The sequence below is a fragment of the Paracnuella aquatica genome (assembly GCF_003332885.2).
GTDB lineage: Bacteria > Bacteroidota > Bacteroidia > Chitinophagales > Chitinophagaceae > Flavisolibacter > Flavisolibacter aquaticus.
The window spans coordinates 1-23,896 of the sequence record NZ_QOWJ01000004.1 but is presented as its reverse complement, the minus strand read 5'-3'; the positions used below and the strand labels follow the sequence as shown (position 1 = coordinate 23,896).

Below are 23,896 nucleotides of genomic sequence, written 5' to 3'. Positions count from 1 at the left end.
GGCGTCGACTGGAGTAACAACGCTGTGGCGAAAATGGCTTCTGTTGAAATATTGTTCTGGTGGTCTGCTTACTTATCCGACAAGGGATTGTTGTATTTAATAAAATGCACATGTAATGGGCGCTCCGTCGATGTTTGTGGCGATAAATTGTACTATTATTAAAACACGTAACAACTTATTGAAGCTATTATGATGTCAAAAAGCCGGCGCAGGTACCTTGATCGCTTTTTTAAAAATGAGTTTCGAAGTGTTAATGAAGTATTGCTCCTGGATGAAAAATGCCGTAAGTGGGATTCATGAACGAAGTACGCACCTCCAACTTGATTTAACAAGAAGCAAAAGTGTTAGCACTCACTTACACAGGCTATCAATGAAGCAGGTACACTTCTAAGAGGCTTCTTCCTAGTATGATAAAAATGAATGCGTGGGCCATCAGCTGATTTTCGATTTATACACGGATTTCAGGTACTGCTTCAGTAGCCCTTCATCTTCGTTAACGGAAACCATCTGGTTTTCACCCTGAATTATAGTAATTAAATAGATCGCAGTTTATGCAGATGTCTTAGTGCCATTCAAATAAAGGGATGGCTGATACAGTGCTATGAAGCATTTTGCCGGAGATATGTATGGACCATTTAATTTAGTAGCAAAGCATTTCTCCAATGGCCGCAGTTTTAATGGACGGATTTAAGAACAGCATCAGATCAAAAGCTACACTCTTTCTTTTCTTTTGCATCATCGCCCTCAATTCATTCGCCGCATCACCTTGCAAAGTGGTTGGACTGCGCTGCGAGTATTTGATTAATCCTTTAGGCATCGATGCAAAAACACCGCGGTTTACCTGGCGGTTGGAAGATGCACGTCGGGGCGGTAAACAAGTGGCCTTTCAGGTGCTGGTGAGTACAGGCGCTAACGATTTTTCAAATGATAAGAGCCTTCAGTGGAACTCAGGTAAAATCGATGCTGCAACGAATTTGATTCTATATAACGGCAAAGAACTGCAGCCGTTTACCACCTACTATTGGAAAGTAATTGTTTGGGATAAGGACGGCGTTGAAACCAGCGCATCGCCTGTAGCTACATTTGAAACAGGGATGATGGGTGCCCACAACTGGAAGGGAACTTGGATCTCCGATGGAACTGGCATTCATGAAAAACCGGCGCCTTATTTTCGAAAGAAGTTTAACACAACGAAAAAAGTTAAAACAGCAAGAGCTTACATTGCCGCAGGCGGATTGTTTGAACTCTACTTAAACGGCGAGAAAGTCGGCAATCACCGCCTAGACCCGGCCTACACCCGGTTCGACCGTCGCACACTGTATGTAACGCATGATGTGACCAAACAAATAACGCAGGGACAAAACGCAGTGGGTGTTTTGCTGGGTAATGGTTGGTATAATCACCAGTCAACAGCCGTGTGGGATTTTCACAAAGCACCCTGGCGGGCCCGCCCTACATTTTGCCTTGACCTGCGCATTACCTACGAAGATGGCTCTGTCGAAACCATCAGCTCGGGCAAGGATTGGAAAACAGCTTTTAGCCCAATTACGTTTAACAGCATTTACACCGCCGAACATTACAATGCAAATTTGGAGCAGCCCCTCTGGAACACCGCTGCATTTGTTGATACCGCATGGAAAGGCGTCATCATCCGTTCAGCGCCTTCGCAAAATATTGTATCGCAGGTGATGCATCCAATCCGCAACGTAACGGAAGTGCCGGCTGTTTCCGTCACCAAGTTTAATGACGCGACTTATGTGTATGATTTGAGTCGCAATATATCCGGTGTGTCAAAAATCAAGGTGCAGGGAACGAAGGGAACCGTGCTTTATTTAAAACATGGTGAGCGGCTGACGAAAGCGGGCAGGGTTGATCTTTCCAATATTGATGCGCACTACCGGCCTACCGATAACACCGATCCTTTTCAAACAGACATTGTTGTACTCAGTGGCAAAGAGGATGAATTCATGCCGCGGTTCAACTATAAGGGTTTCCAGTATGTGGAGGTAACGAGCAGCCAGCCGGTAAGCTTAAAAAAGGAGAACCTGACCGGGTATTTCATGCACAGCGATGTGCCGCCATTGGGGCAGGTGAGTTCATCCAACCCCATGATCAATAAACTGTGGCAGGCAACAAACAACTCTTACCTGTCCAATCTTTTTGGTTATCCTACAGATTGTCCGCAACGAGAAAAAAACGGGTGGACCGGCGATGCGCATATCGCGTTGGAAACGGGCCTGTATAATTTTGATGGCATCACGGTTTATGAAAAATGGCTGGCCGATCACCGCGATGAACAGCAGCCGAACGGTGTGCTGCCTTCCATCATTCCAACCGGCGGGTGGGGATATGAATGGGGCAATGGTCCGGACTGGACCAGCACCATCGCCATCATCCCTTGGAACATTTACCTGTTCTATGGCGATGCCAGTTTACTCAAAGCGAGTTATGAAAATATCAAGCGTTACGTTGACCACATCGATGCAACGTATCCAACCGGTTTAACCACTTGGGGACTGGGCGACTGGGTGCCGGTAAAAACAAAATCGCCGGTGGAATTAACCTCTTCTATCTACTACTTTACCGATACCTATATTTTAAGCCAGGCCGCACGGCTGCTTAGTAAAAAAGAAGAGGAACAACATTACAGCAAACTGGCGCAAAAGATCAAAGAGGCCATCAACGCTAAGTACCTGGATCGGGCAACAGGTTTGTATGGCAGCGGATCGCAAACGGAATTGAGTGCACCACTTTATTGGAACATTGTCCCGGAAGCGTTGAAAGCAAAGGTTGCTGCAAACCTGGCCCAGCGTGTGCAAAAAGACAACCTGCATCTTGATGTGGGCTTGCTGGGAACAAAGTCCATTTTAAATGCGCTCAGCGAAAATGGTTATGCGGACCTGGCGTACAAGATTGCTGCGCAGGAAGACTATCCATCATGGGGTTGGTGGATTAAAAATGGTGCTACCACTTTGTATGAAAACTGGAACATCGATGCTACGAGTGATATTTCACTCAACCATATCATGTTTGGCGAGATTGGTGCGTGGTTGTATAAAGCATTGGGCGGCATCAAGCCCGATAGTGCAGCGCCGGGATTTCGGCATATTGTTTTGGAGCCGCATTTCGTTGCCGGCCTGGATGCGTTTGATGCGAGTTTCAATAGCCCCAACGGGTTGGTAATTTCATCGTGGAAGAAAAAAGGTAGGAGTATTGAGTACAACGTTACCGTGCCACCTAATACAACCGCAATGCTTAAACTAACTACCGGTAAAATGAAGTTGTACGAAGGCGATAAAGCTGTAACGTCATTATCGCCTAAGGAAAGCAGTAACAATAGGCAAGGGCAATCAAGTTATTTGCTCAACGCAGGTGCGTATCGGTTCATATTAAAATAGCTTCCAGGGAAATATTTGTAGCCATTATTATAAAATATTTGTGTTCACATTGTATGCTAAAGCTATTGCATTTAAACTAACATTTAGCTAAAGATCTATCACTTGATTTGTAAGCAATGGCTCACGGCTCAATGGAAAAACCAACCGGCCGGTGTATAAGTAAAACTGCCCCTTTGCGCAAAGGGGCAGTTCTATTTTCAGGTTTATCAATACAAAATATCATCGGTTAAGAAATCCATGGCAGGCATCCCGATCGGTGCACCGGGCGGCATCGCAACAGCCGGTGCCGGTTGAAACTTATCCGGTGTCTTTCCGAACTCACCAATTTGCGCCAGCCCAAAAAGCAGGTTGGCTTTTTGCATTGGTGCCGCGGATGCCAACCCCGATTGCATCCATTCTTTTAATTCCTCCACCTTCAGCATCGCTTGTCCGCGTACACTTTCTGCTGCCTCATTATTTGCTGCAAGTGCCAAAAGGTGTTTTAGGGTAAGGTTGTTAACCACAGTTTGTAACGCCCCTGTATAACCGCTTTGCTTTGGTGCTTTCCAGGTTTGTTCCAGCAATTTATCAATCACTGGCAGCAGCCCCGGCTGGCTTGCGTCTCTTGCCGCATATTCAACCAAGCGAGCCGCACGTTGCGCATCAAGGATGGAAGCGATGGTGGTGCTTGCAGCAGATTCAGCTACGGCAAGTGGATCAAACGTAGGGCCTGTATGCGAAGTAAACACCTCAATGGAACTTGCATAGCCGGACGGGCGGGGCGGTATTTTCTGGATCAGTTGCTCCGGTAGCATTAGGGCTTCCGGTTTGATGGTTTCCAGCAATGCATCCAATGCTTTCCACTGATCGGCAGGAGGAAGCATTTTTGTAATGACCTGCCCATCATTTTTTACGGCATGGGTAAAATAAAGCCCGCCGATTGTTTTCGCTGCGGCTTCAATCTGGTAGCGGTGCAGCAGGTACATAGGCACCAGCACCTCTTCCAGCGTGGCCATGGGTGCGCCATCCGGTATTGCTTTTTCGGAAAAATTATCGAGCACATGCCGGCGCACCTGCATGATGTGATTCAATTGCTCGATTGCATTGCCGCCATCATCCCATTGGTGCGATGTAGGGTGTGTGTAGCCGCCAATATCGGGAATGAAAATATGCCCCTGCTTCAGCGTTTCTATTATGATATTATCCAGCGCAACGTCTTCATTTGTTCCATCAGGAAAAGATTGGTAACCCCAGGTAATGGCCCGCTTATCCCATGAGCCAATGCCTTTTGCATACGAATCGGAAACATCCACCGTGCCGTCTTTTTTGAGGGTAAAACGCGGAAACGGGTAATCCATTACCGAAGCGCGGTCTTTCGGGCTAGCAGCAAAATTGTGGAAGAGGCCCAGCGTATGACCAATTTCATGAGCGGACAATTGGCGGATGCGTGCCATGGCCAGTTCTTCCATTTTTTTAGCAACCGGTTTGCCGCTTTCATAAGGCTGTAAAAGCCCCTCGGCAATAAGATAATCCTGCCGGTGCCGGTCGGAGCCAAGAGTTACCACGCCTTTGATAATTTCGCCGGTCCGCGGATCGATATAGGAAGCGCCGGAAGAAAATGCACGGGGGCTGCCCGAACGATTGATCCAGTTCACTACGTTATAGCGGATATCCATAGGGTCGGCGCCTGCAGGTAATTCTTTTACAATAAATGCGTTTTTATAACCTGCAGATTCAAATGCTTCGTTCCACCAGGCACCACCTTCTATAAGTGCTTTTTTGATGGGCTCCGGTGCGCCGCGGTCCACATAATAAACAATTGGTTTTACCGGTTCACTCACGGCAGCTTTTGGGTCTTTTTTTTCAAGCCTGTGCCGCCGGGTAAAACGCTTGACGATCGGGTCGGTCATGGGCGCCGAAAAATCCATATAACTGAACATATTCAGGCCGGAACGCGGGTCAAATTTGCGCGGTTTATATCCGGGTTCAGGCAATTCGATAAACGACTGGTGCATGGTTACCGTAACCGCATTGGGGTCGGGGGCAATAGTTGGCCCGCCAAAGCCGCCCCTGCCGCCGGATGATGGCCCGCCGGTAAATGTAATCAGCGCTTCAAACTCGGTGTTTTTTGGAAAGTTCTTGGTGTTCTGTATATCAATCACCGATCTCGATTCATCGAAACGATACGTGGCCGCAGGCCCTGAAGCGGCTCCCGGCCGGCCGGTCATAGCCGCACCGGGTCCTTGGAACCCTCTTGCCCCGATGCGGTCGCCTATTTTCTGGCTATCGCGAATCAAAAATGGCGTAAGGTCTACCAGGTATTTGCCGCCTTCAAATGCCACAGGCGTAAAGCCCCAAACCACTGATTTAGCAAACGCATTTTCCACTGCTTTTTGTTCATCCGCATTATCGGTTACCGCACGGTAGCTATAGTTGGGTTGAATCAGTAAAATTTTTGGTCCCAGCTTTTTGAAAGTGGCGATGGCCGAGGAACTTTGGCCCCGCTCAATACCATTGCCAATGCCGCTGGATAGTCCACTGAAGTAAAGAAACTCTTTTTCGAGCCGGTCCTGGTCAATTTCCAAAAATATCTTCCCTGTTTTTTCGTCGTAGTAAAACGTAAAATAGCCATCATACTTTTTCATGCCTGCTACAAGATTGCCGACGGTGGCAGGCTTTGGCTCCGCCTTGGTGGTAATGGCTGCAGGCGTGATATTATTCTGCGCAACACTCCATTTTGATAACAAAAAGGTGGCGCAAAAGAGTAAGAGAAGAGATCGTACCATAAATGCGTTGTTTAAAGATTAAGGATTGGGTACCATGAGTGTATTGGTGGATAATTCGTTGGCTGGTATGGGCCATATGTACCGCGACTCGGACGGTTGCACCGCCGGCGATGTGCCTGCATTGCCGATCTTTCCGGGCAGCGGTTGCAAGGTGCGCAGCAGGTCGGGCACACGGAAGCCTTCTCCCAGGAGTTCAATTCTCCGTTCTTCGAGTATTGTGCTTACCAAGGCTTCTTTTGTTTCCAGGCCGGAATGGGCAAAAGTGTAGGAAGCATCAGCGCGGTTGCGGATGGCATAAAGTAGGGCAGTTGCTTTCGCAACATCGCCGGTTCTTGCCGCGGCTTCTGCATAATTCAAGAGCACTTCAGCATACCTGATGACGGGGATATAATCAGTATAAGGCGAAGGCATTTTGTATTTATACAGCCACAACTCACCTTGTTGGGTAACCACCAGGTTCTTACGGGCATCATTAGACGAAGGAGAGAAAGCCGGTTTTGCTACTGTACCTGCTGTGTTCAGGAAGTATTCGGCATTGCCGGGGTTGAACGTAAAATAATACGAAAGTGCATTTTGCCCGCCGGGCCCATCCTGTGCATTCATGGGTAAAAAGAAAACAGCTTCGGGGCCGGTGTAGCTGCCGCTAAAAACTGCAGTTACATTAGCTTCCAGTTTATGAGCAACGCCGGATGCAGCCGAAAATGGTGCTGCTGTCGATACGATCTTGGCTGCCTCGGTCTTTACTTGTTCATAAGCTCCCTGCGCCAGGTAAACCCGCGTTTTTAATGCAATGGCTGCATTCTTATGAGCACGGGTTGCATTTAAACTTGCAGTGGCGTATTTCAATGGAAGGCCAGCCTCCGCTGCATCCAAATCGGACAGTACCTGCGCATACACGGCAGCAACAGAGCTGCGGGCAAGATCATTGTTTTGCGACGATTTTTCTGCACCCAGGCGCAGCGGCAAACCAGGGCCGGCACCATTGTCTTCTACATACGGCCGTGCATATTGCTGCACCAGCAGGAAGTAAGCCAGCCCTCTTAGGAAAAATGCTTCTGCGCGGTAGTTTTGATACAAGGAATCACTGATCTTTTCTTTGGCCGTCTCCAGCCCTTCCAGGAAAATGTGGATCCGGTTGATGGCTGCATATCCACTGCTCCAAAGGTTTTCCACTTCGGCGGTGCTGGAGTTTACGGTATGTCCCCAGGTAAGCTGGCCGGTCTGAGCATTGGGCTTGTTCATGATAAAATCATCGGCCCTCAGTTCCTGGTAAATGGTATAGCGGCCGCCTAAAAATTGCGGGTTTTTAACCGCAGCATACAAGCCATTTACCTGCGCAAGAATCCGTTCAGGCGTTTCAAATGCATTGCCCCCGGAAATGCTGGTTTCCGGCACCGGCTCTAACAATTCTTTATCACAAGATGTAAAGACGATTATTAGAAAAAGGAAGAGGAGTTTATTCAAAAATTTATGGTTGGTTAGGTGCATTGCGTTGTGTTTTAATGTGACTAAAATCCGAGGTTCAAACCAAGGGTGAAGCTTTGGCCTGCTGGCACTGCGTTCTTATCACGGCCTGATGCAGTGTTGCTGTCGCCATTAGCCGAAATTTCCGGGTCGGAACCGGTGTATTTTGTGTACAGGATAAAATTGCTGGCCGCTGCGTACAGCCTGATGGAGCTCAGCCCAATCTTTGATACAGCGCTTGCTGAAATACGATAGCCAAGTGAAACATTGCGCAGTTTTATGAAACCACCGTCTTCAACATTTCCCGAATGCATCAAAACAGATCCCGAAGCATACTGGTCATTGTAATGCAGTTTTGGAACATCTGTTACCTGGCCCGGAGTGGTCCAACGTCTTAAGATGTCTTTCTGGTTATTGAAAAAGCGGTTATCCATCAACGTGGCTTTGGTACCGTTGTACATTTTGTTGCCACCGGAATACGTGAAGCCTAGGTAAAGATCAAGGCCCTTATAAACTAAGGTTGTGTTTAGCCCGCCAAAATAAGTTGGTATTGAACTGCCCAAAACGTAACCATCGCCATAGGCATCGAGTGCTGATGCAGCAGCACCGTGCAAGTAGGTCCATTTTGAACCTACAGGGTTGTACTGCACTTCTTCACCATTGCGGTTGAGGTAGGTGCGCAGCCCGTTGGCAGGATTAACGCCTGTTGTTTTTACAACGTAAACAGCACCTACCGGCTCGCCAACCCTTGTGATGTTGGAGGTTTCCAGTCCGCTGGACCAGATGTCGGCATTGTCGTTGGCGAGTTCTGTTACGCGGTTTTTTAGTGTGGTGATATTGAAATCTGCGTTCCAGCGAACGTCTTTTGTATTCACCAATTGCGCATTGATGGAAAACTCGAAGCCGTTGTTGTACATCGAGCCCACATTCGATGTAATGCTGTTCCCCGGGATGCCTTTTGAAGGTGCCTGCCGGGCATCGAGTATCATGCCGTCGATGTTGTTGTGGTAATAATCCGCGTCCACTGTAATGCGGCCATTCAGGAAACTCATGTTCACGCCGATGTCTGTTTTCTTGCTGGTTTCCCAGCGCAGGTCCGCATTGCCTGTTTGTGACGGCGCCAGTGTGGGTATGCCGGCGTAAATGCCGGAGGCGTACAGGGCAAGTGCGGGGAAATCGCCGATGTTTACATTGCCCACCTGCCCATAACTTCCGCGCAGTTTAAGCGACGAGATAATGCCGGAAAGAAATGAGTTTTGAAAAAAGGTTTCATCCGAAATGTTCCAGCCAACCGAACCGCCACCAAAGTTGCCAAATTTATGCCCGTTGGCCAGGCCCGAAAAACCATCGCGACGGAAGCTGGCACTCAGCAGGTACTTCTTTTTAAATGCGTAATTGGCGTTGCTGAAATAAGAACGAAAACCATTTTGCCCCCTACTGCCCGACGAGCCGGTAACCTGTGCATAGCCGCCTTCAAAGGTGTCAAAATAACGGTCGGTAAGGTTTTGACGAGTAACGCCCCAGCTATTGGTCGATGTTTTAATATCCTCATGACCCAACAATGCGCTCAGGCTATGGTCGGCCCCGAATGTTGTGGCATAGTTCAACGTATTGGTCCATCCCGTACGCCTGTTTTTGTTCATGCTGTTGGTTGCAGAACCATTGTTGGCAAAGCCTCCTGCCTGGTATGGATTGTTGAACGAACGGTTCTCCACATTCAGGTTATTGATGCTGTAAATTGTCTTTAGTTTCAGGCCTTTTATTAATTCCCATTCAAAGTATGCAGCACCCAAAAAGTTGTTTCCTTCGGATGTGAACTCGTCGTGTTCCACCATCGGCATCAGGTTGTAATATCCCGTTAATATTTTATTGGGACCATAGCCTATTGAGTTGCCAACCACATTATAGCTGCCATCTTCATTAAACGGCGAAAGGTTGGGCGGCAGCACCATTGCCATCCTTGCAAGGTTGTTGAGGGCAAACGATGAATTGATGCCACTGGTCAGATTTGAGTTAATCGAATTGCTGAAAGTAGAGTTGGTTCCAATCGTGATATTGTTGGTTAATTTATGATCCAGGTTTAGCCTTATTGACTTTCGTTCAAACGTATTTCTAACCATGAAACCTTCTTGGTCGGAATAGCCAAGCGAAACAAAATATGATGTGGCGTCATTAGCACCTGATATGCTCACATTGTGGTTGTGCGACTTGCCGGTTTGGTATACGAAATCGTACCAGTTGGTGTTTAGCGGGCTTCCATCCGGCATTTGTTGTAACCCGTAAGCAGGCGCGGAGCCTACGTTTGCCAGCGCTTCGTTCTTGATCAACACATACTCTTCGGCATTCAACACCTGTGGTAGCCTCGGCGTTTTGTTTACACCTACCCAGCCATCATAACTTACTTTTGCTTTTCCTTTTTTTCCTTTTTTGGTGGTGATGACCACAACTCCGTTAGCAGCCCGCGAACCGTAGATTGCCGTAGCAGACGCATCTTTTAAAATGTCGATGGATTCAATGTCGGCGGGGTTCAAATCGGCCAGTGGATTGTTTTGTGCGGTATTGCCCACATCGCCGGTAAAAGCGGTAATCCCGTCGATAACAACCAGTGGATAGGAGCTTAGTTGAATAGAGTTAATGCCCCTGATGCGAAATACCGGTGCGGCGTTTAATGCGCCACCGTTGGAGGTGATGCTGACGCCAGCTGCCTGTCCTGCCAATGCCTGGTCGAAACTGGGCACAGGGCGGTCGGCAATTTCCTGTCCGCTAATTCTTGCGGCGGCACCGGTATATTCCTTCTTGCGTTGTGTGCTGTAGCCGGTAACTACCACTTCATTTAATTGCCTTGTTTTAGCAGCCAGTTCCACATGCAATTCCGACTCGTTACTCACAGGCACTTCCTGCACATCGTAGCCAATGATTGTAAACACGAGCATCGTACTGCTGGCAGGCAGCTTCAATGAAAATTTTCCATCTTTATCAGTTGTGGTGCCCACCTTTAGGCCTTTTGCTACCACACTTGCACCGGGTACTGGTGTATGTTCGTCTTTACTTAATACAATGCCGCTCACAAATCTTTCCTGCGCAAATGCTGATGTGGTTATCAGGCAAACAAAGACTACGATGCACTGTTGCAAAAGGGATTTTTTAAGAAGAGGAATATTAGGCATCACGAAAATGACGGAACGCCGGAAAGCTTTTGTGATCATGTGTATGCTGTTTGGGTGAAAAATGGGTTGGTGTAGGGCAACAGGGATCCCTATGCGCTTTTTGGCATTAAAACACAGACTGCGTCAATAAGAAGATTTGAGAATGATGGCAGCTAAAAGCGCACAGCTACATTAAGAAATACAACAGAAGAAAAATGCTGCCATGCAGCAGGGACTATGGTGCATGTTGGTGCACAAGCGTGTACAATGATCCAGCTAAGAAAGCGAACGCAATACCTTTTGGTGTAATAGCATTATGCGTTGTGGTGTGCATAGAAGTTGTGATCATATTGTTCAATTTTTAGTTGAAAAAATTGATTCAATATGGAAGCAATACTAATGATGAACGTAAGAAGTAGGGCTGGAGATAGAAATTAAAAATTCAGATTTGTAGATATTCAGCAAGTTTGTCGCGCCTCATTTAATTTCTATTTTAAAAATAAGGACTTTAATAATTAGTTAACACGTAAAAGGGAAAAAATTTTTAAAAAAAATACACTTGAAATATATTTTGAATGCAGATGTTGCCGTCCTTATTTTTCCTTTTGCCACCGATCAGTAGATGAAATTGAGTGCCTCATGCCAGTTCCAGATATTGTATTCTTTAGTACTACATAGTTCGTGATGGAAACGACAGATGGGAGGAACATGAGCAGCACGATGCAATATGATGTAGCATTGACTTAATGTTGTGTCAAATATCGAAATTAATTTGTGGGTTTTCCGCTATCCAACAATCGCGTCGTGTCTTTGATATTTACTTGTTATGATAAATATCATTGAGAATGGATAGAAAAGCTTTTTCGCAAGGAAGCACTTCGAGCTGTGTAGAAATTTGTATCCGCCGAGACAGTTTTATTGACCAATCCAGTGTTTTCGCAGCGCAGTTTGCGCTTCAGACATGTTACTTATTGCCGAGATCTTTCCCGAATCAGCATTAAGATGGAGCCCGACTTTTTGCAATTGCTGTTTGATCGGCAATTCATCTGTTCCTTCAATGTATTTTTCTATAAATGATTTTATTTCGCGGTAGCCAGTGATTGTATAGATATCACCAAACAAATCATCGTCGTTGAAAGGTTTGTCTTTTCCGTATTTATTCATTAGGTCAGAAACAAGGTGCTGCACCCCATAGTTTCCGCCGCTTAAAGCCATCAGTTCAATATCAAGGCACAGGTTTATTAGCGCACCCTTAGCATATACATTCATATATTCATCAGGCATTTGCATAACATTTTTACTGAGTTCAGTAAACGAAACATTGTCCTTGAATTTTTTCATGCTGGCAATCTTCTTTTCCATTACATGAATAAACTGCTCCACCGTTTGCATTTTCTGTTTTACCGGCATGTGCATGGTGAAATACTCCGTCATGCCTTCGTATAACCACAAATGTTTAGAGAACTTAGGGTTGCTAAAATCGAAATTTGCTGTTTCGTATGAATGAAGGCCAAGTGGCATTTGCGTGTGGAAAAATTCATGGCTTGCCAGGTTATAAATATTGTCCTTCAGAATTGCTATATCCATCGGCGCATACATCAATAACAATGTTGATCGATTATGTTCCAAGCCATCAGCGAAATATTTGCTGTCCTCCAGGTTTGTATTGTGGTAAAAAATGAAACTGTATTTGTCTGTAGCCACCTTTCCGCCTAAATATTCGGCCTGGTTTTGTACAAGCGGCGCGATATGTTCTGCCAGCTTTTGGGCAATCTTTTGTTTTGAATTTGAGTAACAGGCCACAGTAATTAGAATGCCTGGCAATCGAATTGTCGCGGTGTCCGCTGGAGCATACAGGATCGGGTTGTCGGCTAAAGCGCGGTAGCTTTCTGCAAAATACTCATCCTCATTTTTTAGGGACCTATTTTTCGTCAAGCTCGTTGCGCCGTATAAATGTCCGGGCTTTTTGACGTTTATTTTGAAAGGCAGATTTTCCTGTTTTGCAAAGTATCCGAATATGCTGTTCGGGTTAATAATGACCGCCGAACTATCAAAATGGCTTTCTGATGAACGATAGGGCCGTATGCCTTTAAAATCAAAAGCGTCCCAGCCATCGTTCGTTGTGTATTGAATTGTTGCCAGGTTTTTAGTACCAATGATCTTCCAACAGTTTTTATCGATGCGAGCCACTTTGAGGTGATGTCCTTTTTTATCAATGGCTGAAAGGTTTTTGACGAATTTTCCATAGTCTAAAGCGTCGTATACACCGGGCACAATCCTCGGTAAACAGAAATAACTGGTGTCGGGTAGTTTGCCCTTGAACGTCAGTTCGACATGGAGTTCATCGTCGATAATATTTTCGATGTTGATTTTATAATGGTATCCACGAAATACCCTGGCCTGCGAACAGCTGCAGAGCCAAAATAATAGTGCGCAATAGGCTAAAGCAGCATTTAAAATCCGAGAACGATCCATGCGCATATTTAGCCGTAATAATCATGGTGTCCAATTTTTTTTAGGAAAGTCGTCATTGTTAGTGTTGTGGTCCAACACACTTCGCTTTATTCTCATAAGCAGTTAGTTTTGGTTGCGGCCTGGTTTTCTCACCGGGCTTTTTTATGCCACGAAAGAAGATCCGGCATCCCCGTACTTGGCGTTGGGGTTAATAGTGCCGGGCTATAAGATGCTGCGTGTAGTGCATGGACACTTTATATGCCGATGAATAAATTGAGAAAGCATTAGGTATGGATGACAAATCAGAATCGCTTAACTTTCCTTTTTCATTCATGAGCCCGTACGAAACTGTAGATGCATCTTTCATTGCCCCTATTCTAGACTTGTTGCCAGATGCAATCATATGGGTATACCCTGTGACCGGAAGCAGTGGAGCGGTGGAAGATTTTTATGTTGGCTATTCTAACCGTTCGGCAGATACCGGCATCAACCATCCGAAAGGTAGTTTGACCGGCCTTTTTATCTTAAAGGACGGTGTGCCGTCTATACTGGGTGCACAGGCTAACTTCAACCATTTCCTTCAGGTCTATCAAAGTGGCGAGCCCAGTGAGCACACCTTTCACGCACATCATTCCGGGCTGCAGTTTGAAACAAGAAGAGTAGTTTATAAAGGGGGCATTCTGAGTACCACCCGGGATCGCCGGGCCCAACGTGAAGCCGAGCGGAAAGAACAGGAACAATCGCTGCTTTTAAATAGTGTTTTAACGCATTCCTCCAATGGAATTTCTGTTACAGAAGCCATCCGCAACGAAGAAGGCATAGTGATAGATGCCCGGACGCTGCTTGCCAATGAGGCTGCGGTTCGCTTCATTGGATTGCCTTTAGAAATATACCTCACAAAGACAGCCGTAGAACTACAGCCCAATATCATTGGCTCTCCTTACTACCAGGCGTATGTGCAGACTTTGGAAACAGGGGAGCCCACCATCATTCAATACCAAATGGAAGGCTCGGGCACCTGGCTGGAACTATCGATCTCTAAAATGGATGATAACCGCGTCATCCACATCTTTACCGATGTTACTCCGGTAAAGGACGCCCAGATGGCGTTAGAGCATTCAGCCCGGCAGCTAACCACTATCATCAATACCACCCAGGCCGGCTTTTTCATGATCAAGCCCATCCTCGATGAATCGGGAATCATTACCGATTTCAGATTTACGATGGTGAACCACGTCATGGCAGCCTTTGTGGGCGCACAGGCTGAAGACTTGGTCGGTCAACCGGCTTCGATAAATTTTGAAACCTACAAGCAAAACGGCTTATTTGAGCGTTTGCGCGACGTGTACGAAACCGGTATACAGCAACAGTTTGACATTCATTATTCGGGTAAGATCGTAGATACCTGGGCCAACATGCGGATCACCAAGATTGGTGACCAGGTTTTGGGCACCTTTACCGACATTAACCAGCTCAAAACACTACAGCTGCAGCTGGAGCAAAACATTGTCGAGCTAAAGCACTCCAATACCTACCTGCAAGAATTTGCCCATGCAGCATCTCATGATTTAAAAGAACCGATACGGAAGATCCAAACATTTTCCGAGCGGCTTCAGAGTAGTTTAAAAGATCGTCTGACCGAGGTGGAGGCAGGTGTATTTCAACGCTTGCAGACAGCTGCCAGTCGTATGAACCAACTGGTGGAAGACCTGTTGACTTATTCTCAGGTTAGTGAAAAGCCGCTACAAAAAGAAGCGGTGGATTTAAATACAAAGCTACAAATCGTTCTTTCAGATTTAGAGGTACAGGTGGAAGGAAAAAAAGCTGTGGTTCAAGTGCATACGCTGCCGGTTGTCAGAGGCTATAGCAGGCAATTGCAGCAGTTGTTTCAGAACCTGATTAGTAATGCGCTGAAGTACAGTAAAAAAGATACACCTCCACATATCGTTATCCGTTCGCAATCTATAACCGGGGCTGATCTACCCGAATCTATTCCAGGAGCACTTGCAGAGCAGCGTTATCATCTCATAGAGGTACAGGATAACGGAATTGGTTTTGAGCAGGAGTATGCGGAACACATTTTCAAGATGTTTCAGCGCCTGCATGGCCGTAGTGAATACGAGGGTACGGGCATCGGCCTGTCAATTGCCCGAAAAGTAATAGACAACCATCAGGGTTATATCTGGGCGCAGTCAAGGGTAGGGGAAGGTGCCACATTCAGTTTCTTGCTTCCACAGGATTAGGCTATGGGTAATCATCGGTAAAAGGAAATTCATCAATAGAATGCCTTTTATTGTAGTGACAAACCACGTACCTAACCAAGGTCATTTTTGAGATAAGCACTGGTGTGAATTTCTTCGAATAACAACCTTGCCCTCTGCGCCGATTCGGGTGACTAAACAACACAATTAATCGCTTATAGCACGCCTTTATTGTTTTTTAAATTTATATGTTATAAGTTTATTAGCATTAAGATTTTGGTAGTGGCAACTATACTAAGCCGGCAAAGTGCTTTCTGAAGCAGCACTTATTTATATGAAAAGTATAAAGAGTCACTTTAGCACCATTAATGGTGTGCTGATACGCATAGGGTTTATCATTTAGGTGTAAAGTCTTTGAAGGAAAAATATGATCAGTTGGGCTGCAATAGCCTGTATACAACTTCATCGTTGGTTGACAGACAGATAACAAAGGAGGTACATATGGCACAAGTAAAACTTTCTATTACCCCAATCCAAGGGTTTCCAGGCAACTTCAGGGTAGAAATTTCGGGTTCAGGCTTTCAATTCGCTGCAAATAAGGAGGCTAGATGGAAATTAAAAGGGGATGACGCAGTAATTGACGACAGGATCATATATCCTTTCGGCGGCGGTCCCATTTCTCCAGATGGGTCCTTCTTTTTCGCTGCTAATGCTATAAGTGGCAACTTGAACGAGGACTGGGGCAAAGATGAGATTTACGCCGTTGTGAGTATTGGAGGAATAGGCACCACTACAGATTATAAATCCAACACAGTCAGTGGCTACTATTGATTAGCCGATCAGCTTAAGCTGAGTTTATAGATGGTATCGGAGGTGTGGCACAAACAAAAGTCATTTACTCCTAGTAAGAACAAAGGATACAAGTCGGCTTCTTTGAGTAAATTCTATTTGATTTGGTCAATAGTAAGATGAACTTCAATTTTTAGGCTCCACTTTGAAGATTAAATACCTTTTTCACCGGCATCTGGAGTTTGAGTTGCTGTACAAAATTGTCATTCCCGCACAGCCTTTTTACTTCAACTTCATCTGTTTCGAGATAGTCTTCGGGTAAACCATTCCCAAATTTCTGCTGTACATCATCAATTGGATGGGTAAAAAATTCTCATCGCCATCAAGCATTGTTGAGTTGTAATCGTAGCTTGCATCGCCATCATCTAGATCAGCGACCGTTTGTATAAAACCGCTCTTGCTAACTAGAAATAGTCGCGATGTATTGAAAACTGTTGACTGTTCTGTACCTATTGTAACTGGGTTTCACCATGATGTATGTCTTCAAAAGAAAGTCGACCAGTACTTATAGCGGGTTTTGCTAGGTTAAGTTTGTGGGTTTTGTTAGATTTTTTAGTGGGTAGTTGCCGGAATTGGTGCCTCCGGCGGAGTATTTAAAAGGTTCCGGATTATGTGTTTAGTTTCTCTTTGAAGTAGTGTTCCCTTCTTTTTTCCAGAGACCGCTTTTTAATATGCCCCCGTTTCTTCAGCATCGCCTCTTATATTCCCCTGTACACATCCGCCCTATGTCTTGAGGTTTGTTTGAAATTAACGTTCAGCTACTATCGAAGTTTTCCATAAACAGCTTTTCTGCTCGTTTGATATTTGTATAAATCCAGTCAGTGTCGCCATTATACAATTTTTAAATTTTCAGTTGCTTCAGGTTCAAGCATTCTTTTATAATGTAGCAGCTAGCGGTAGAGCGGTATTAGCTGTATGGCACTAGGTATTGCCGCCTCGAACTGCTGGCGGCGGCTGTAGTTGCACCCTTTAGAAGGCGCATTGTTCAGGTTCTTTACCGCCGTTTGTATCGCTTCATTCGAAGCCTTCAGAATCAAATAGGTATAGGCGTTTATCTGGACATAGGTCTTACGGTAAATGATTTTGGCTACTCCTTCAACCAGCGATTTATACTTAAGTCTTAAAGCCGGTGCAGGTTGGCGAAAGGAAGGGATGCCTAAAAGCTAAAGTGGCAGCATTCAAGCAGCAGGCAGTAAAAAAGCCGGCCCATTAGACAATAGCTATTAGCTATTGCTATCGTTAATCGAAACCAAAACCAGGTATTTATTTTACTTTACAAATTGCAAAAGGTCTATCGGCGAATACGATTTGCTTTGAAGGTCCCTGACTTTTTGTTGAAGGCTTATCTGTGCTCTTTTGTTCAGAGAGGCCGACCTTGCCCAGCCAGCGATCTGCGCCGCATCATCCGTAAAAATTATTTTTTGGTTGTAAAAATGGAATACCTGTTTTTTTGCCGAACGATTGCCCATCACATCCACCGCTTCAGCCTCTGCGGTGAGCTGATATAAATTACCATCGTTGGGAAAGTTGTATTCCAATACGTCGTTTTTCCATTTGCCATCATTCAAATTTATTTTGCTTTGCGCGACTGTTTCGGTAGCCCCGGTACCAAGATTCTTCAAAACAAGGTTCCATTCCACTGAGAATATTTTATTGCTCCCGAATAATTCTGTTTTCCTGCTTTCGTTGGTTTCGTAGGCAGCACTGTTAAGTTCCTGGGTAAGCGCACTTTGCTCTGCAAGGACTGCTTCATCTTTTTCGAGCACCGCATAAAAAGGATATGCCTGCACTTTTATAGTTTTTATTTTCTGCACATTCGCAGGTGCAGTGATAAGCAACGGCCGGTATATTTTTTTTGCCTGCGGTTGTAAAAAATCTTTCCATACGGCCCAATTGCCTTCTCCAGCATCCTGCTCACCCAGAAGCTTAGCCTGAATACCCACCGTAAGCGGCGGCTGTTCAATTGTAAATGGTTCGTCTATCTCCCTTAGTTTCACCTGTACTTTACCGCCGGTTGCGGTAAGCGGCACACTGCTCACCCTAGCGATTTTTTTACCCGGCCCATTTTCCTGCACACTGCTAATTGCCGAAAAATTAAGTGCATTACCGGTACGGGTTTCATTCACTGCACTGATATTGGGTGGATTCTGTAAGCGGTAACGCACCGGATTAATGCCGGGATAATATACCAGCTCCATATTGTACTGCCACAAACTGCTGCCATCGGCCTGCACCCGCTTGAGCGAGCCTTTTTGCCATTCGGGCAGTATATAGGGTTCCATTTTTACCTGGCTCACCATGGGAAGTGCCATATCGGACGCCCTCGGAAAGTAAGAGGCTTTTCCCAATGCCAGCGGTGTGACCAACCCGTTGGCTACGGTTTTTGCAAATACAACTTCCGCCTTGTTGTTATAAGTGATATTTCTGCCGGGTGTAATGCGCCGCCCTCCATAATAGAAATTCCACACGTTGGTGCCGGGTTGTACATATACCACATCGGTGTACCGGTTCCTCGAATGATCGTCTATAAAAATAAAATGATTCAGGTTACTGTATTGTGCCTGCAGGTTGCAAAGCACTTGGCGGTCACCGCGGCCATTCCAGTATACGTAAAAATTAGACCCGCTTAGCCGGAAAATATCGGTGATATTGTCTCCGTTGAAATTTCCAAAACGGAAATTATCATTGTATTCGGATGCCCCCGCTAATTGAAAATCATTTTCCAACAGCACCCAGTTTCCGGCAGCTGAATATTTTACATACATATTATAATGAAACACCAGTGGAAACCTGTTTTGATCGACAGACATTAATTTCATGTAAAGAATATCGGTTCGATTGTCGCCATTAAAATCGCCCACCCTGAAGTCATTGGTTTGATCGCCGGCATCGGTAATGTCCTGCCACAGGCTGGTTCCGCTATAAGAAACACGTACTTTTTTTTGCGGGCTGACGCTCATGATATCAGTGCGCTGATCGCCGTTGATATCGCCAAAACGGAGCGACTCCAGCGGAATGGAACTGCTATTAATTTCTACCCAATCGCCTTTGGCATCATACATCGCCATCCATCTCCCGTCTTTTATTACGAACAAATCGGTAATGCCATTGCCATTGAAATCAATGAACCCGTCTACATAACCTTTCCCTGTTTTGTCGGATGATACGATGTCTCCAAAAGCGACTTCGTTCCTGTATGGCTGGTTGTATACCTGCCAGCTGTTGTTTCCTTCGGTGATATTGCCCCGCAGCAATGCTGGTGTTTCGCCGGCAGCAAATTCTTTTCTATCGATCTGCATCGCCACAAATCCCTGGTTGTAGTCGCCGCCGTTGCCTATAGCGGTTTTTAATATGATAAAACCCTGCAGCAGGTTTTGGGAAGCATTAAAACAAACATCTTCAAAACCAATACCCACATACTGACCTAGTTCCGAAGATTCAAATACCGTTAACACGTCTCTTCCGCGATAACTGATAGCATGCGTGGTGCCGCTGGTAACATCGGGATAGGACGCGCTGCCGTAATAACCCTGGCGGCCCATGAGGTTGATAATGCTGTAGGCAGTGGCCTGCCGGTTTGGATTCACACTAAACGGAATTTTGATAAGCGATTCTTGTGCCTTGGATAACGACCATGGTTTGGGATTTCCAATGGAACCTTGTTCGGAGTAATCAGACATATCATCGAACCGAAACGACGCATCTGCCACCAAGAGCAATACCGTTGTGTTATCGTTTTCTTTCCACCATAATTGTTCTGATGGATGTATTTCAGGACGGTAGCCGTGAAGTCGTTCTGCCACAAACGATCCATACACGCCCACCTGCTTATTTAGGAGGTAGGTTTGTTCGTTAATGTTATTAAACCATGGGTTGTTTCGGCCGTAGGTGGGAGGCGTGATTTCCGCTTCAATGGTGTAACGGCCATCGGCAGTGCGGCTCCATTCGTCGGTATTGGCATAAATACGCTCCAGTGCCGTAGTGATGAGGCTTTCAAAATCCGGGCTTGGTGAAATGTGAATGTTCCAATCGCTTTCTGTGCCCCAATTGTGTACGCCAAATCTATTGATGGTGCCTACCATAATTTGTTTGGGAACCCGCAGCGGGTGCCAATTGTTCTCTGTGAAGGCATCTACCACGTTGCCGATATCCAAGACGCCGCCAAATTTGTTGGTGCCTTTTAACCAGTAAGTAGAAGGCACTCCCGGGTTAGTGCCCCAAATGCCCAAGTATTTTGTTCGCACATCGGTATTAAAACTAATTTGCTGCGGCGAGCAGTTGGCGCAATTCGAAAAATCAACCGACTGTGCCATAATTGAAGAGGGAAGATGGCAAAGTAGGAGCAGTAAAAACAAAAGAAAAGCTTTCACAAAAAGCGAATCGCCGATACCAAACTTTTTCATAAGCAGATGAATTGTAGTTTGAAAAAAATGTATCAGGTAGACAGGTGTTGATGCACCAGGCGATGCGGCTTAGAATCCATAGGACGTCCTACAAAAATAACCCGGCCCTAATGTGGAATAATACCTCTTTTGGGTATTTATGGGGTGACAGGGAGTGGTTGTTATTGGAACTGTTCATTCCAAAAGGCAAAGCGGAGAAAAGATGGAAAGGGCTGGCCGAGGGGTAATCTAAGGGAGGTAATGAATACCATTATCTGGATTCTTTATTTCGGTACCCTTCGTATCTGCTGCCCAAGAATTGAACAACTGTCCACTAACAAAGATGAAGAAGAATTATTCGATGACACTTCGTCTTTTAAATATTGAATTGAAAAAATATGTCGCGATTCTATTTGGGAAATCGAGTGCAGCTTTGCATTTAATGAGCTTGATTTGTACCAGCAGATGAACGCAATTGTTTTCAATTAAATATATTTGAAAAGGACCCAAGCAACATCAAATGAATCGAGTGTATAATTTTTTATTGTTGATCACACTGCCTATTATTTGTTTCGCGCAACCGGCAACAGCACAACTTCCGGAAGGAACCAAAGGTGCATCGACAAATATTAATGCCAATGATTGCCCATGCGTATTTCCAAATAGAAGCATTCTATTTAAAGTGTCTGCGCCTGATGCAGGTAAAGTTCAGATAGACTTGGGCAAGCTGTATGACATGCAAAAAAATGATAAAGGAATCTGGATGGTTACGACAGATCCACAGGACCCCGGTTTTCATTACTATTCGCTTGTGATCGATGGCGTTAAAGTAGCAGATCCTGCCAGTGAATCTTTTTTCGGTATGGGTAGAATGGCAAGTGGGATAGATATTCCGGAAGCCGGAGTCGACTTTTATGATCGTAAGAATGTTCCGCAAGGCGAGTTGCGATCACGATCGTATTTTTCGAAAACGCTTGGTGTATGGCGTAACATAAATATTTACACACCTCCAGGATATGACAAGAATACAAAGAAAAGTTACCCGGTGCTGTACATTCAACATGGGGGAGGCGAAGATGAACGCGGCTGGGCTATTCAGGGCAAAACCAATATCATCCTGGATAATCTTATAGCAGATGGAAAGGCGGTTCCGATGATTGTTGTTATTCCTGACGGCAATATACAAAAGCCGGGAATGCGTGCTGGTGGATACAACGATGAGGCGATGGACGCTTTCAAAGAAGAGTATTTTGAAAACGTGATACCATTTGTAGAAAGCAACTACAGGGTAAAAGCGGGGGCTGCTAGTAGGGCCATCGCGGGATTGTCAATGGGTGGAGGCCAGGCATTCTACACAGGTCTGCGCAACACCGATAAATTTGCTTACGTGGGTGTGTTCAGCACGGGCCTTTTCGGAGGTATTGCAAGGCCAGACGCTTCGCATTTTGATCCTGAGGCGGTGATCCCCGGAATCTTGACGAATCCTCAATCGTTCAATAAAAAACTTAACGTGTTTTTTATAACAGTGGGTGAACAAGACCCGAGAATTGAGTACACCAAGAATTTGATAGAAACGTTTAAAAGTAAGGGGTTAAGCGTAGCGTTTGCTTCCTATCCTGGTGGGCACGAATGGCAGGTGTGGCGAAAGTCTCTGCATGATTACGCTCAACGTATCTTTAAGTAGCGCTCTTCTATTTATTAGGAAATGAAGGCTGAAAGACGCCCATTGGCCACCTGCTCTTTGCGAAAGAGAACTTTCCGAGACAGTGTTACGGTATTGGTAAGGTCAAGTCCAATGAAAAATACAGGTCCAGGAGCGTCGCAAAAAGTAAATTCAAGAATTGAAATACTCTCCAGTTGTAATATTTGGTTGAGGAACGTTACATCAATCCAGATGGTTGGCTTTTTATAGCTTGACTTCCTATAAACAAGCTAAAGGTCCCACATTCTATTCTTACAAGCATATAAGTAAAGCAGAAGTAGTTTACCTGATATTTTCTGAATTCAAGAAGCGGAAAAATCAAAAAGATGCATGAGCTAATTAGATGATAAATACGTAGAGGACACAAAAAAGTCCCGCACCAATGGTGCAGGACCTGCCGTGTACCGACAAAGGGACAAGTAGCTAACTTACAGCAGGGCTTGTTGGACTTTTTGAGTAGTTAGTTTATTATATGAGAAGCGGAGTTATTTGAGCTTAATAAATGTGATTTATTATTGAGGAGGATAAGTTAAACTCTCTATTGATATACTACTTTTTAGTCCACTTTTTATTGAAGATTTACATGAGGAATAACAGGAGTGGAGGGGCAAGAAATTCTCCTGCTGGCCATGCTAGCGGTCTTGCAGAGGTTTTTTTGTATATGAAAGGTTCGCCGATTAGGAAATAAGGGTCGGTCCTTATCCCTTTGTATCCATTGAGGTTCGAATGACTGTTAAACCATTTAGCGCTCTAACCTTTTAAGAAAAAATCAGATTTGCCAACACTTGTCCTTTCACTTTTGGGAGACTTTGTCAATCCAGTCCTCAAATCAGTTTTTACACACTTCTTTGTATTAAGATTTTGATTTTGATTTCTTTTGTCCAATTTTGCCACCCAAACAACTTTGTAGGACGTTAACCTTTCGTTAAGGTAATCAACCAAATACCAACTGTACTTTATGCAAATAGCAAAACTTACCATTAAAAACTTCCGCTCTTTTGGAGAAATGTATGTCGTCAAAAGAAAGTGGACTAGTTCTTAGAGAGGGTTTTGCTGGGTTAAGTTCGTGATTTTTGTTTGATTTTTAGTATTCCGTCTGCTTAAATTTAGTACTAAAGATCAATAGAAATAATTTGTTCAGCACTTGTTCTTCAGCCGGTATATTGGCAAGCGCCTGTGGCTGTGGCACAACGTAGGTAAACGAATGAAAAACTGACCGAAGGATTGCTTTGTAAAAGCGGTCCTTTTTATTTCAGCCGCAAAGCAGGCTTTTGCTGTATGATGCCCTATACCGTATCCCAGCAGCAAAGAGCCTTAAAACAGCCTTTTTCACCCCTTCTGGTCCATTTTTCAGCCCTACTACCCCCGCCTGCACTTTTGGGGCAGTATGCTTCAGCAGTTTTTTGAGGTTGTAAGCCACTGCAGCCATGAGCATACACTTGGTTGCACCTGCAATACCACGCGTGTTCACCCTGCGCATGCCACCAAAGTTGATGAGGGTTCCCAGCACAGGTTCCACTGTGCTTTGCCTGACC

Annotated in this window: 10 protein-coding genes; 4 read left to right on the top strand and 6 right to left on the bottom strand. The window is 45.2% G+C overall.

The window, feature by feature from the left end; all coding sequences use genetic code 11:
- Positions 1-662: 662 nt before the first annotated feature.
- A complete protein-coding gene (locus DRJ53_RS07845; protein WP_241558494.1) occupies positions 663-3,398 on the top strand; it encodes an alpha-L-rhamnosidase in 2,736 nt (911 codons plus the stop codon).
- Positions 3,399-3,604: 206 nt separating this feature from the next.
- Here DRJ53_RS07845 and DRJ53_RS07840 read toward each other — a convergent pair whose 3' ends face one another.
- From DRJ53_RS07840 to DRJ53_RS07825, 4 genes are all read right to left on the bottom strand, one after another.
- Positions 3,605-6,163, bottom strand: a complete 2,559-nt coding sequence (locus DRJ53_RS07840) for a zinc-dependent metalloprotease (RefSeq protein WP_206609731.1) — start codon at positions 6,161-6,163, stop codon at positions 3,605-3,607.
- Between the two features lie 18 nt (positions 6,164-6,181).
- Positions 6,182-7,627, bottom strand: a complete 1,446-nt coding sequence (locus DRJ53_RS07835) for a RagB/SusD family nutrient uptake outer membrane protein (protein WP_206609730.1) — start codon at positions 7,625-7,627, stop codon at positions 6,182-6,184.
- 44 nt (positions 7,628-7,671) lie between these two features.
- A complete protein-coding gene (locus DRJ53_RS07830; protein ID WP_162303829.1) occupies positions 7,672-10,761 on the bottom strand; it encodes a SusC/RagA family TonB-linked outer membrane protein in 3,090 nt (1,029 codons plus the stop codon).
- A gap of 927 nt (positions 10,762-11,688) precedes the next feature.
- Positions 11,689-13,248 (bottom strand): M61 family metallopeptidase, encoded by a 1,560-nt coding sequence (locus DRJ53_RS07825; RefSeq protein ID WP_162303828.1) that lies wholly within the window; start codon positions 13,246-13,248, stop codon positions 11,689-11,691.
- Between the two features lie 269 nt (positions 13,249-13,517).
- On the opposite strand from DRJ53_RS07825, the gene DRJ53_RS07820 reads away from it, so the two are divergent.
- Positions 13,518-15,470 carry a sensor histidine kinase gene (locus DRJ53_RS07820; RefSeq protein ID WP_114235062.1) on the top strand — a complete coding sequence of 651 codons (1,953 nt, stop codon included), beginning with the start codon at positions 13,518-13,520 and terminating at the stop codon, positions 15,468-15,470.
- Positions 15,471-15,929: 459 nt separating this feature from the next.
- Entirely contained in the window at positions 15,930-16,259 is a 330-nt protein-coding gene (locus DRJ53_RS07815) for a hypothetical protein (protein ID WP_123893430.1), read from the top strand.
- Positions 16,260-17,545: 1,286 nt separating this feature from the next.
- Here the strand turns inward: DRJ53_RS07815 and DRJ53_RS07810 are convergent.
- Positions 17,546-20,680 (bottom strand): FG-GAP repeat domain-containing protein, encoded by a 3,135-nt coding sequence (locus DRJ53_RS07810; protein WP_114235060.1) that lies wholly within the window; start codon positions 20,678-20,680, stop codon positions 17,546-17,548.
- Positions 20,681-21,179: 499 nt separating this feature from the next.
- On the opposite strand from DRJ53_RS07810, the gene DRJ53_RS07805 reads away from it, so the two are divergent.
- Positions 21,180-22,343, top strand: coding sequence for an alpha/beta hydrolase-fold protein (locus DRJ53_RS07805; RefSeq protein ID WP_114235059.1), 1,164 nt, complete (start codon positions 21,180-21,182; stop codon positions 22,341-22,343).
- Positions 22,344-23,613: 1,270 nt separating this feature from the next.
- Here the strand turns inward: DRJ53_RS07805 and DRJ53_RS21670 are convergent.
- On the bottom strand, positions 23,614-23,896 hold a 283-nt coding region (locus tag DRJ53_RS21670), incomplete at its 5' end, for a transposase (RefSeq protein ID WP_241558493.1).